Consider the following 12,363-nt stretch of genomic DNA (forward strand, 5'->3'; position numbering starts at 1 on the left):
TTAATACTCTCCCACTCATTTCAAACTCATCACTTACATTAATAGATAATATCATATTTTCTAATAATCAGAATTTTGTAAATTTGCACCATGATAAAAATAGGCAACATAGAACTGCCGGAATTTCCACTTTTGCTGGCTCCGATGGAAGATGTAAGTGATCCTCCATACAGACGTTTATGTAAAATGCATGGTGCAGATTTAATGTATTCGGAATTTATTTCTTCTGAAGGATTGATTCGTGATGCTATGAAGAGCCGTAAAAAGCTGGATATTTTCGATTATGAAAGACCAGTCGGGATACAGATCTTCGGTGGTGATGAAGAAGCAATGGCCATGTCTGCGAGAATTGTTGAGACAGTAAATCCAGACCTTGTAGACATTAATTTTGGTTGTCCTGTAAAAAAAGTAGTCTGCAAAGGTGCCGGTGCCGGAGTTTTAAAGGACATTGACCTGATGGTTCGTCTTACAAAAGCAGTAGTGAGTTCCACTCACCTCCCTGTAACGGTGAAAACCCGTCTGGGATGGGATAGCACCTGTATCAATATAGATGAAGTGGCAGAACGTCTACAGGAAACCGGAATCAAAGCACTTACCATACATGCCAGAACCCGTGCACAGATGTACAAAGGGGAGGCAGATTGGGAACATATTTCAAGAATCAAACAAAATCCTAATATTGAAATTCCAATTTTCGGGAACGGTGATATCGATTCTCCGGAAAAAGCATTGGAATACAAACAGAAGTATGCTTGTGACGGAATCATGATCGGGCGTGCGGCCATTGGCTATCCATGGATATTTAATGAAATCAAGCATTTCTTTAAAACAGGAGAGCACTTACCAGCTCCCACTATTTCAGACCGGTTATTAGCGGTGCGTCAACATGCAGAATGGAGTGCGGAATGGAAAGGAGAAAGATTAGGATTGGTAGAAATGAGACAGCATTACGGTAATTATTTCCGTGGAGTTCCTCACTTTAAAGATTTCAGAAAAAAATTCCTGGAAGTTTTCACATTAGAAGAAATGGATGCCCTAATTAAGGAAACTCAACAATTCTATGAAGAATACCAAGCCCAGGTATAAAAAATAAAAACCATCAAATTGAATTGATGGTTTTTTTTATTGTTCTTGAATATCGATTTTAATATCCGTCTGATGAAGATTCATTTTTAATTAATCCCAATGCAGAAGAAGTTCCGATTCTCTTTACTCCCATATTGATCATTTTTTCAGCATCTTCAGGAGTTCTTACTCCTCCGGCAGCTTTTACAGGAAGTTTTCCTGCATTATCAAGCATTATCTTTATACCTTCAAATGTTGCTCCGTTAGGTTTTCCATCTGCAGTCTCATAAAAGCCGGTTGATGATTTAACGAAAATTTCAGATAAATCATTCGCTGAAAAATTCTCTTCTGCCCAATTTGAAATACTTTTGGTAATGTCAGCAATCTGCTCATCAGTTAGAGCAGCAATTTCAATAATCCATTTGACAATTTTATGATGGTCCAAAGATAACTTCGTACATTTCACAAATTCTTCTTTTACCAATGCAGTATTTCCCTGAAGGTAGGCATTGTAATTAATTACAAAATCCAGTTCATCTGCTCCGTCTTCAATAGCTTTTGAAGCTTCAGCAAGTTTCTCTTCTATTGAGTATGTTCCTTCGTGGAATCCTATTACAGTTCCTACTGCAACATTTGAATTTCTCTCCTGAATATATTTTTTGATCTCAGCTACATAATCCGGACGGATCATGACGGCAAAAATTCCATTATCTATGGCTACCTGGGCAAGTTCTTTATCAATCTGAAGAGTTCCTTCATGTGAAATACCTGATTGTTCCGGTGTCTTCAAGTAAGTTGAATCCAAATATTGGGCTATGTTCATATCGTTATACTTTCAATTGTCTGTAAATACCTTGTTCCAAAGATATGAAAGTTTCTGTTCTTGTTACTCCTTTCAGTTTTTGGAGTTTGTTAAGGATTTGCATCAAATGGTCGTTATCCTTACAAAGAACTTTCAGGAATATTGTATAATTACCGGTTGTATAGTGGGCTTCCACTACTTCATTGATATCATGCAAAGATTTTACCACTTCAGGATAATGGCTTGGCTGATCCAAGAATACCCCAATGTATGAAATCACCTTATACCCGATTTTTTTAGGATTCAGGAATGAAATTGAGTTTTCAATAACTCCTGCATGTTCCAGTTTTTTAATCCTTTGGTGTACTGCTGTTGTGGAAATTCCCACATTTTTTGAAATGTGTGCTAAAGAGGTTTTAGCATTATCCATCAACATGTAAATGATTTCTTTGTCGATAGAATCTAAATGATAGCTTGTGTTGCTCGAATTTTTCATTTTCTACTTTTTTATTATTTATGTTTTTTATGATAAGCTTTTAAACTTTACAAAAACCGGGAAGTGATCGCTGTATCCGCCTAAATACCGGGTACCGGCATAAGTTCGGAAAGGTCGACCTTCAAAATTTCTGGTCCTGCTGCTAATTTTTTCAGAATTGAACACACAGGCTTCCTGAAAAGCCAGCGTCTTATTATCAAGGAGGGATCTTGACATAATAATCTGATCATAGAGCAATCCAGACTTATAATGAAAAGTAGAATAATTTCTTGTAGAAAACAACTCCTGAAAAGGGTTCATTAGAACCTTCTCATGATCGTTGTCATAGAGAATTTGCACTAAATTTTCATCATCCGGGTTTTCGTTAAAATCACCACACAATATGACATGTTCATTATCATCACCTACAATTTTCATAATCCGCTGCCGGATCTCATTCAATATAAAAGTTCTCTTGGGTTTATTGATATCTTTTTCGCGCTTAGAGGGAAGATGGGCGATAAAGACATTAATAATTTCCCCTTTATATTTAATTTTCGAAAACAGTACGTCTCTGGTTGTGTCGTAATTTCCAGTGTTTTTATAGGTTATTTCAAAAAAGAAAGTAATGGTCTCAGAATCTATGACCTCTACTTTATTTTTATCGTATAACATGGCTACATCTACCTTTCTTTCATCCATAGAATTGTAATGCACAATTCCATATTCAGAATTAAAGGGTTCCATTTCTACAAGATCTTCTAAAACTTTCCTTCCGGAAACCTCAGATAATCCTATGATAAATGGTAATACTTCATTTTCCTCCTTCATCAATTGAAATACGTGAGAGATTTTAAAAAGTTTATTATTATATCTTCTCTCATCCCAATTTCTTAAACCTGACTTAGTAGGATCTAATTTATGGACAGGTTTCGGATCGGGTAAAAATAAATTTTCAACATTATAAAAAGAGAACAGTTCCATCAACACAAATTTCTATACTTTAATTAATATGTTCTTTTCTTCTAAATGTAAATTTATTATTTTTTTTCAAATTTCATTGATCAATTTACAATATAATAAATCAATTTCTAATAAGAAATATTTCAAAAGTAATAAAAAAAATCAATAAAACCATTTGTAGTGAATTAAATTTTCAATTAATTCGCAATTTTATTCAATATATAAAAATTAAAATAATAAATAAAACAACAAATAATCGAAACAAAATTCCAACTATAAAGCCAAAGTTCCTAATATTTTTCTTTTCACTTATAACAATAACAAATATTATTCCATTTAATTTGTAGACAAATAGAATAATTAAAAAAAACAGGGCTTAAATGATCTGTAACACTATATTAAAGGAGATCAGGACGTTTTTCTTTAGTAATTCTTACTGCTTCGTCATGACGCCATTCTTCAATTTTACGAAAGTTTCCGCTGAGTAAAATCTTGGGAACATCAAGTCCTTTATAGCTTTCTGGTCTTGTATAAATAGGTGGCGACAGAAGATCATCCTGAAAACTATCTGTTAAAGCACTCTGTTCATCATTTAAAACTCCCGGGAGCAGTCTTATAATAGAATCTGCCAATACACATGCAGCAAGTTCACCGCCTGTAAGCACATAATCACCAATAGATATTTCTTTGGTAATATGAAGGTCTCTTACTCTTTGATCTATTCCCTTATAATGTCCACAAAGAAAAATCAGGTTTTCTTTAATAGAAAGAGAATTGGCTATTTTCTGATTAAGAGTTACCCCATCTGGTGTCAGATAGATTACCTCATCATATTCTCTTTGAGACTTTAGTTCTGAGATACATTTATCCAATGGTTCTACCATCATCACCATTCCTGCGCCACCGCCGTAAGGTTCATCATCAATTTGCTTATGTTTATTGATTGCCCAGTCTCTCAGGTGATGAAAATGTACTTCTGCCAGTCCTTTGTCCATTGCTCTTTTTAAAATAGAGGTTTGAAATGGACTTTCCATCAATTCTGGAAGTACGCTTATGATATCAATTCTCATTGTAATGTTCCGTTTTTCTTAGTAGGTATAATAATTAATCTTAAGGAAGAATCCTTGTTGATATAGCTCCACATCCAGTTGAAGAATATGGCCAGCTTATTTCGAACGCTCAAAATTAGCATTAAATGGAGAAACATCCAGAAATACCATGCTAAAAATCCCTGAAATTTTATGAAAGGTAGATCTACAACTGCTCTGTGCTTCCCTATGGTTGCCAGAGAACCTTTGTCATCGTATTCATACTCTTTCCATTCACTTTCATTTTTCTTTAAGAGATTTTTACCTAGATTTTTGGCCTGATTAATGGCAACATTGGCTACCTGTGGATGTCCTTGTGGATACTTTGGAGTTTCCATATAAGCAATATCTCCGATGGCATACACGTTATCATACCCTTTTATTTTGTTGTATCGGTCTACGATATATCTGTTTCTGACTAATTTTTCTTCAGGGAAACCATCGATTACATTTCCTGTAACTCCTGCAGCCCAGATGACATTATTGGATGGTATTTCTTTACCGCTTTTCAAATGTACTTTATCTCCATCATAATCTGTAACAACTTCTCCGCTCATGAATGTGACTCCAAGATCTTTAAGGTACTTTTCAGATTTTTCCTGAGCTTCACTGCTCATTACTGCCAGAGGTTTTTCTGTAGAGCTTACGAGAATAATCTTTAACTGATCGAAATTCATATAAGGATAATCTCTTGGTAGAATATCTTTTTTCATTTCGGCAAAGGCTCCTGCAAGCTCTACACCGGTAGGGCCACTTCCTACAATAACGATATTCCAGTTTCCGTCATCGCTTCGGCTTTTTTCAATAATCAGTTTTTCAAACGTCATCAGAACATGATTTCTGATACTGATTGCTTCCTGGGTATTTTTCATTCCGAAGGCTTTCCCTTCCAGGTCTTTATTACCGAAAAAATTAGTTTTACAACCTGTTGCAATGATGAGTTTATCATAAGTAAACTCTGCCTCATCTGTAATAACTTTATTGTTTGTGGCATCAATTTCTCTAACGTCCGTCATCCGGAACTGTGTGTTTCTGGATTGCTGAAAAATTTTTCTGAAGGGAAAAGAAATATTGGAAGGTTCTATTCTTCCAGAGGCTACCTGATAAAAAAGCGGCTGAAACATGTGGTGGTTCATCCGATCCAGAACAATGACCTTTTTGTTCTTATTATTCAATGTTTTTGCAAGCTGCAGCCCCGCAAATCCTCCTCCTATAATGATGATTTTTTCGCGTGTTTCCATAATACACAAATTTACTGATTTTATTTAGCATTTAGATGTGAAAAAAGTTAGTTTTGCAAAACTTTATGACACAAAAAAAGTACACCAAAAAAACTGCCAAACAGATTCATAAGAACAGACGGAACAGCTATTTTTTCCGTCGAAGAGTGATATTAGCCATCTTAATTGTAGCTTTAATCGGGACTGGGTTTTATCTTAAGCAATCTGTAAGCTATTATTATGCATTATACTTTAATAAATTCATACATAAAAAACTTCACAACAGCGAAAAGGAAAGTTCAAGAATCCAGAGAGTGTTAGCCAATAATCTTGATAAAACCTATGGCTTTGATATTTCTCACTATCAAAACAGGGAAGACATCAAATGGGACAGTCTCAGTATCGGTAATAAAACCATTCCTTTGGAATTTGTAGTCATGCGTGCTACTATGGGAAATAAAAGTGCGGATAAACATTTTGATGAGTTTTGGGAAATGGCTAAAAAACACAAACTGATCCGTGGCGCTTATCATTTTTACAGGGCTGATGAAGATCCGGTGATGCAGGCTAATAATTTTTTAGCAAATGTAAAACTAGAGAGCGGTGACCTCCCTCCGATTCTGGATATTGAAAAGATCCCAAAACGAAAAACGAATAAAAAACTGATAGAAGATTTAAAAGTATGGTGTAAAATTGTGGAAGAAACCTACGGTGAAAAGCCTATTATTTATACATATTACCATTACTATAAGGATTTTCTGAAGGGAGAGTTTAAAGATTATCCTCTGTGGCTGGCCAATTACAATGACGTCCCAACACCATCTCCTGATGACCAGTGGGATTTCTGGCAATTTACAGAAAACGGAATCGTTCATGGGATTAATACTAAGGTAGATTTGGATATCTACAACGGCAATTCATGGTCTCTTAAAAGACTCACATTAGATTAATAAGGCTGGATAGATGGATGCCGGGAGATGGAAGTTTCCTGAACACCAAATATCAACTTTAAGTTTATTTTCTAATGATCCAAAAAAGCTTCATTTCATTTCCATATTGAAATAAAATGAAGCTTTTTAAACTTACTACCTCCATCTTCCCGCTTCCCTCCTATTTATTTCTTCCCAAGGAAACTCAGAATATCTGCATTAAGCTGATCTGGTTTTTCAAAAGGCACCATGTGGGTAGTGTCCTTGTATATTTTCATTTCAGCATTAGGAATCTGTTTCGAAATAAATTCGGTATGATCCGGTTTAATTACATCTCTGTCACCAGCAATAACTAAAACGGGACTTTTTATTTTACCTAGATCATTTTTACTGATATCAGGCTGTGTAAGCATTATTTTTAAAAGTCTGCGTTCCCCAAATGTTTCTTCGGACCCCATATCATTTAGTTGTTTCATCTGATTGGTAAACCGTTCGATAAGCTTATCTTCTACTCCTTCAGGAAAAGCATTCGCTCCAATAGTAACCAGTTTATTAAGACGTTCAGGATATTTCAGCGCAAATTCAAGTCCTGTATTTCCACCATCACTCCAACCAACTATATTTATTTTATCCAATTTTAGTTCATCTGCCAATGCTTTTACATCATCAGCAAAAACTTTATATGTAAAATCTTTTTTGGAAGTGTCTTTGCTTTTCCCTTGTCCTCTTGTATCTACTGCGATCACTTTATACTGCTTGGCCAGAACCGGGATTTGCTGATAAAAATCTTTAATACTCCCTGAATTTCCGTGAAGCAATACCAAAGGTTCACCTTCTCCATATACTTCATAATAAAGATTTGTATCTTTCAATTCCAGGTATTTTCCGGCAGAATCATTTTTACCATATATGGATTTATCTGCTTCCTCAATATTTTTTGAATTATCAGCAAGCCATCCCTGAGAAATAATGTCATCAGTATAGCCGCCATCATCATCCTTGGTATCTTTATCGTTCCCGTTTTTATCCATTTTCACATCGATATTAATGGCTGGTGCAGCAATTGTCATTTTTGTCCAGTCTCCATAGAACTCTCTGATGAAGCCCGTTTTGAACAATGCAGCACTGATTTTAATGAATCCGTTAAATTCTTTTAAAAAATTAATCCCTACAAAGAACTTTCCTTTCACCCAGATATTATGATCATTAACATCGAGCGTGTAAGTTCCATCTTTAATCATATCCTCAGTAAGCTCCACTGTGATTTCTTCATCCAGGAGGTTCTCATCCGGATAACCATCTTTCTCACTATATATACTGTATCGCATCAAAACCGGTTCCGTAGAAGAATATTTAGCGATATTCAGATTAATGTTCTTGATTTTGGAATTTTTCTTTGCATTAAATTCTAAAGCAGTTTCCCCCAAGAAACCAGCTTTGTCTCCTACTGGATTAACAAAATATAAAATACTTTTGGTCTTCGTTTTTACACCCCAATTCTTATCTACCAGCTTTTTAGGTTTAATTGCAATTTCTTTGATGGTTTTAGTTTTCTCGTTCAAAAATACCTTCTGAAGATCATGGGCTTTAAAATTCTGTACTGTTTCTTCATACAGCTCATACCCTGGTACTTCTATTTTTACTTTTTGTTGCGGATCCAAACCGGTAAGATCTATTGAAAAATTCCCTTTTCCGTCAGAAATTGTTCCGGTGGTCTTCTTGTCCACCCCAATTTTCACATAAGGCACAGGTTGATTTTCATTTTTAGAAATAATGGTCCCGGAAATGACCTGTGCGTTGAAAACTGAAACTGTAAAAATTAAAGATAAAATGCTAAGTTTTTTCATGTTAAAAGTTTGGTGCAAACTTATCTATTTAGAACGGTCAACATTCATAAGGCATTATTAAAATTAATTCCTTTTTAGTTAAAGTTATTTTAAATTTCTAACAACCCTTTACATATTAACTGTCCTCTATAAAATTTCCATGATTTCCTCCCATGAATTCACTCTTCTATAGGTTTCATTTTCCACCAGTTCATTATGAGGCTGGGTGAAAATCAGTCGTTCCCCTGAGAAATGGTCCAAATTCTTAGGATAATCATCAATCATTACATCTCCTGCCACAACTTTTTTACTTCCGCAAAGGACAATCTGTTCCCAGGTAATGAATGGAAAATGTTCAGCCAGCCAGTCATATTTTTCTCTTAAGCTGTTCGGAAACTCCATTCCTGCGGAGACAATATACAATTCATATTTACTGTTCAGATATTCTATTGCTTCTTTACTTCCTTTCATTAGAGGTAATGTTCTGAAAAACCCTACTTCATTCACATGCTTCTTACCATTGGGAAAAACTTCCAGTTCAGGTTTTCCTGTTATTTCATTAAGCTCAACTTCCTTTCCGGTATCTCTTTTTTCAAACTGAATCAGCTGATGGTATACATCTGCCATTACCCCATCCATATCGACAATCACTTTTTTCATTTGTTCTTAATCGGTTTTTTAAATTATTATTGTTTAAGTCTGAATACTTTATACCAAATTTACCAAATCGTTTTCTCAGATAGCAGGTACAGTTTATTAAAAAATTATAAATATTCATTTTTATAAAAGAACTTCCGGAAAGTTTTGTGCTGACATTTTCGTATTTTTGCGACTCATTTCAAAATTAAAATCAAACTATTAATTCCCAATGAATTACGTTTCTGCAGAAAATCTTACCAAATCTTACGGCATCAAAGTTTTGTTTGAAAACATATCCTTTCACATCAATGAAGGAGACAAAATTGCCATTGTTGCCAAAAACGGAAGTGGAAAATCTACCCTTCTGAAAATTTTAATGGGTAAAGAAATTGCAGACAGCGGCACTGCAATCATTAATAAAGATATCCAGGTTGTTTTATTCGACCAGGAAATTGATTTTGATTCCAATCTGAGCATTGAGGAATTCATGATGACTCTGGATTCTGAACCTATTCTTGCTTTGAAGAATTATCACAAATCTCTTCATTCCACAGATCATGATTTTATTGAAAAAGCACTGGCTGATATGGAAGCCCATAAAGCCTGGGATCTTGAAAATGAAATGAAACAGATTCTTTCTCAGCTTAAAATTACGGATCTTGATGCCAAAATGGGAACGCTTTCCGGAGGCCAGGTCAAGCGTGTTGCTTTAGCCAAATTATTGACAGAAACCAGAGCTGAGCATAAGCATACTCTACTGATCATGGATGAACCTACCAACCATCTTGATGTGGATATGGTGGAATGGCTTGAAAACTATCTGAACAAAGCAAAAATAACGTTACTGCTCGTTACCCACGACCGATATTTTCTGGACAGTGTCTGCGATATTATCTGGGAAATGGAAGACAGAAATCTTTACGTTCACAATGGTTCATACGCAACCTATCTTGAGAACAAAATGATCCGTGAAGATAATATGAATGCAACCATCGATAAAGCCAATAACCTTTACAGAAAGGAACTGGAATGGATGCGAAGACAACCGAAAGCAAGAACCACAAAATCTAAAAGCAGAATAGACTCCTTCTATGAAACAGAAAAGGTAGCTAAAACAGACACCAGAAAACAGGGTCTGGAACTTGATTTTGAAATGAAGCGTCTGGGAAATAAAATTCTGGAACTGAAAAACATTGATAAAAGCTTTGGAAATAAGGTTCTGTTAAAAGATTTCAGCTACCAGTTCCAGCGTGGTGAGAAAGTAGGAATCATTGGAAAAAACGGTGCCGGAAAATCTACTTTACTGAATATTATCCAGGGATTGGAAAAGATAGATAAAGGTGAGATTGAAACAGGAGAAACTATTTCTTTCGGATATTTTGCCCAGAAAGGTCTTACTTATAAAGAGGATGAACGTGTGATTGATTTCATTAAGGAAATTGCAGAATTCTATCCTTTAGCCAATGGCAGAAGCCTTTCTGCATCACAATTCCTGAGATTATTCTTATTTGACGACCAGACACAGTACTCTCCTATCTCAAAATTATCAGGAGGAGAAAAAAGAAGACTGCACCTGATGTATATTTTATATCAGAATCCTAACTTTTTGATTTTTGACGAACCTACAAATGACTTGGACCTTCCTACATTAACGGTTCTTGAAAACTTTCTACAGCAATTCCGGGGATCTCTGATCATCGTTTCCCACGACAGATATTTCATGGACAGAATTGTAGATCACGTTCTTGCTTTTGAAGGGAATGGAAAAATCAGAGATTTTGTAGGAAACTTCTCAGAATACCGTGAGGCCAGAAGCCGTGAAGAAGCTTTAGAAAAAAATACAACGGCAAAAGCTGAACCTATACCTATAAAAGAAACAGTTGTTGCTACAGAAAATACTTCATCTTCCAATGCTCAGAAAAGAAAATTAACTTTTAAAGAACAAAGGGAACTGGAAACTATTGAAAAAGAAATGCCAGGGCTGGAAGAGCAGCGTGCAAAAATATTAGATCAGCTCAATAATGAATCTGATTATGAAAAAATAGCCAAACTTTCTTCTGAACTGGAAACGATCTCTGAAAAACTGGAGAACCATGAGATGAGATGGCTTGAACTTCAGGAAATCATATAAAAAATTAGGAGTTATGAATGAGTTCAGAAAGTTTGAGAGTAAGAGGGTTTTAGGGTGAAAGAGCAGAAAAATTCTACTTCAGATTACCCGTAACCTTGAACTTTAAACTTTGAACTCATTGATAACTCATTTTTTAATTTATAGTACGATGATCTTTCCTCCTTCTGTACTTGTAATGGATGCATCGATGATCGTCATATTCTGAATCACTTCTTTTCCCGGTGAAGGTAAAGGATATCCAAATACAATATGTTCATAGATTTGCTGGTAATAATCCATATAATTTCCGGCTTCACTTGAAGTAAATATTCTTTCTGTTTCTGAATTTTCATTCAGATAGTTTAAAATTCCGTCTGCTTCTTTCAAAGGCTGCATCCATTCTTTTCCATAAACAGGAATGGAACCTGCCACCAATTCCGCTTCCTGATTATCGGTTCTTTCCTGAAGGAGACTTCCTCTATCACCATGAATTTTATAAGCGTAATGATCTTCTTTAGTGAAAACGGAAGATTTTAGTCGTACCCTCAGATCATTTTTATAGAACAACAAGATCTCGAAATAATCATTGGCATATTCTGTACCTTTCATTGAAAATACATCAGCAAAAAGTTTTTCAGGATATCCGAAATACTGTATCGCCTGGTCCACAAGATGCGCTCCAAGGTCATGCAGTGAACCCGAACCTATCTGATCCGGATTTTCTTTATGCTGTTTACCGCTTGGCGTAGTACGGAATCTGTCAAAACGGATCTCTGCCTCTTTGATATTTCCTAATTTCCCTTCCTTTAAAACTTTTTGTACCTGCTGGAAATCACGGTCAAATCTTCTGTTTTGATACACACTTAAAAATAATCCTTTCTCTTCTGCCAGTGTTACCAGCTCTTCCGCTTCTTCTACATTTACAGTAAATGGTTTTTCAACGATAATGTTTTTGCCTGCTTCCAATGCTTTTTTAGCATATTCATAATGAGTCTGAACCGGAGTGTTGATAATGACTAATTCTATATCTGCATTCTGCAGCATTTCTTCTACCGAACGATAAATAGTAGCCTCAGGATATTTTTCTTTAGAATCTTCTTTACTTCTTTCTACTACTGCAGAAATAAAGAACCCCGGATGTTCTTTTAAAAAAGGAGCATGAAATACCTTTCCACTCATTCCAAAGGCACAAAGCCCTGCTTTTACCAGTTGCATATTTTAATTTTTCAACAAATATATTCATAAA

Annotated in this window: 11 protein-coding genes; 3 read left to right on the plus strand and 8 right to left on the minus strand. The window is 35.3% G+C overall.

Translation table 11 applies throughout. The features are described from left to right. Positions 1-90: 90 nt before the first annotated feature. The gene (dusB, locus tag WH267_RS12055) at positions 91-1,086 is read left to right on the plus strand and encodes a tRNA dihydrouridine synthase DusB (protein WP_340008494.1); all 996 of its coding nucleotides are present in this window, start codon (positions 91-93) and stop codon (positions 1,084-1,086) included. A gap of 58 nt (positions 1,087-1,144) precedes the next feature. On the opposite strand, the gene deoC is transcribed toward dusB, so the two are convergent. The 5 genes from deoC to WH267_RS12080 all read right to left on the minus strand — a co-directional run bounded on the left by deoC (position 1,145) and on the right by WH267_RS12080 (position 5,634). After that, positions 1,145-1,888 carry a deoxyribose-phosphate aldolase gene (deoC, locus tag WH267_RS12060; protein ID WP_340008496.1) on the minus strand — a complete coding sequence of 248 codons (744 nt, stop codon included), beginning with the start codon at positions 1,886-1,888 and terminating at the stop codon, positions 1,145-1,147. Between the two features lie 4 nt (positions 1,889-1,892). Continuing rightward, on the minus strand, positions 1,893-2,363 hold the full coding sequence (locus WH267_RS12065; protein ID WP_047379047.1) for an Lrp/AsnC ligand binding domain-containing protein: 471 nt from the start codon (positions 2,361-2,363) through the stop codon (positions 1,893-1,895). Positions 2,364-2,390: 27 nt separating this feature from the next. Then, a complete protein-coding gene (locus WH267_RS12070) occupies positions 2,391-3,326 on the minus strand; it encodes an endonuclease/exonuclease/phosphatase family protein (RefSeq protein WP_340008499.1) in 936 nt (311 codons plus the stop codon). A gap of 377 nt (positions 3,327-3,703) precedes the next feature. Next, complete coding sequence (trmD, locus tag WH267_RS12075; RefSeq protein ID WP_115973620.1) at positions 3,704-4,375, minus strand: tRNA (guanosine(37)-N1)-methyltransferase TrmD; 672 nt, start codon at positions 4,373-4,375, stop codon at positions 3,704-3,706. Then, positions 4,372-5,634, minus strand: coding sequence for an NAD(P)/FAD-dependent oxidoreductase (locus tag WH267_RS12080; RefSeq protein WP_115973619.1), 1,263 nt, complete (start codon positions 5,632-5,634; stop codon positions 4,372-4,374). Before WH267_RS12080 ends, trmD begins: the two co-directional genes overlap by 4 nt. A gap of 65 nt (positions 5,635-5,699) precedes the next feature. Between WH267_RS12080 and WH267_RS12085 the strand changes: the two genes are divergently transcribed. Then, positions 5,700-6,563 carry a glycoside hydrolase family 25 protein gene (locus tag WH267_RS12085; RefSeq protein WP_340008502.1) on the plus strand — a complete coding sequence of 288 codons (864 nt, stop codon included), beginning with the start codon at positions 5,700-5,702 and terminating at the stop codon, positions 6,561-6,563. 164 nt (positions 6,564-6,727) lie between these two features. Here WH267_RS12085 and WH267_RS12090 read toward each other — a convergent pair whose 3' ends face one another. Further along, positions 6,728-8,389: an alpha/beta fold hydrolase gene (locus tag WH267_RS12090; protein WP_340008504.1), complete on the minus strand. Its 1,662-nt coding sequence runs from the start codon at positions 8,387-8,389 to the stop codon at positions 6,728-6,730. Positions 8,390-8,515: 126 nt separating this feature from the next. Then, positions 8,516-9,028 (minus strand): 5' nucleotidase, NT5C type, encoded by a 513-nt coding sequence (locus WH267_RS12095; protein WP_115973616.1) that lies wholly within the window; start codon positions 9,026-9,028, stop codon positions 8,516-8,518. Between the two features lie 208 nt (positions 9,029-9,236). On the opposite strand from WH267_RS12095, the gene WH267_RS12100 reads away from it, so the two are divergent. Then, positions 9,237-11,138: an ABC-F family ATP-binding cassette domain-containing protein gene (locus WH267_RS12100; RefSeq protein WP_340008506.1), complete on the plus strand. Its 1,902-nt coding sequence runs from the start codon at positions 9,237-9,239 to the stop codon at positions 11,136-11,138. 138 nt (positions 11,139-11,276) lie between these two features. On the opposite strand, the gene WH267_RS12105 is transcribed toward WH267_RS12100, so the two are convergent. Then, entirely contained in the window at positions 11,277-12,332 is a 1,056-nt protein-coding gene (locus WH267_RS12105) for a Gfo/Idh/MocA family oxidoreductase (RefSeq protein WP_340008508.1), read from the minus strand. Between the last annotated feature and the right edge of the window lie 31 nt (positions 12,333-12,363).

Origin of the sequence: Chryseobacterium sp. MYb328 (genome assembly GCF_037572595.1) — a bacterium.
Classification (GTDB): Bacteria; Bacteroidota; Bacteroidia; order Flavobacteriales; family Weeksellaceae; genus Chryseobacterium; species Chryseobacterium pennae.

What these genes read in the sequence shown, in the direction of transcription:
- WH267_RS12095 (WP_115973616.1), bottom strand. Translation starts at nt 9,028, where the DNA reads ATGAAAAAAGTGATTGTCGATATGGATGGGGTAATGGCAGATGTATAC.
- WH267_RS12090 (WP_340008504.1), bottom strand. Translation starts at nt 8,389, where the DNA reads ATGAAAAAACTTAGCATTTTATCTTTAATTTTTACAGTTTCAGTTTTC.
- trmD (WP_115973620.1), bottom strand. Translation starts at nt 4,375, where the DNA reads ATGAGAATTGATATCATAAGCGTACTTCCAGAATTGATGGAAAGTCCA.
- WH267_RS12085 (WP_340008502.1), top strand. Translation starts at nt 5,700, where the DNA reads ATGACACAAAAAAAGTACACCAAAAAAACTGCCAAACAGATTCATAAG.
- deoC (WP_340008496.1), bottom strand. Translation starts at nt 1,888, where the DNA reads ATGAACATAGCCCAATATTTGGATTCAACTTACTTGAAGACACCGGAA.
- WH267_RS12080 (WP_115973619.1), bottom strand. Translation starts at nt 5,634, where the DNA reads ATGGAAACACGCGAAAAAATCATCATTATAGGAGGAGGATTTGCGGGG.
- WH267_RS12065 (WP_047379047.1), bottom strand. Translation starts at nt 2,363, where the DNA reads ATGAAAAATTCGAGCAACACAAGCTATCATTTAGATTCTATCGACAAA.
- WH267_RS12105 (WP_340008508.1), bottom strand. Translation starts at nt 12,332, where the DNA reads ATGCAACTGGTAAAAGCAGGGCTTTGTGCCTTTGGAATGAGTGGAAAG.
- WH267_RS12070 (WP_340008499.1), bottom strand. Translation starts at nt 3,326, where the DNA reads ATGGAACTGTTCTCTTTTTATAATGTTGAAAATTTATTTTTACCCGAT.
- dusB (WP_340008494.1), top strand. Translation starts at nt 91, where the DNA reads ATGATAAAAATAGGCAACATAGAACTGCCGGAATTTCCACTTTTGCTG.
- WH267_RS12100 (WP_340008506.1), top strand. Translation starts at nt 9,237, where the DNA reads ATGAATTACGTTTCTGCAGAAAATCTTACCAAATCTTACGGCATCAAA.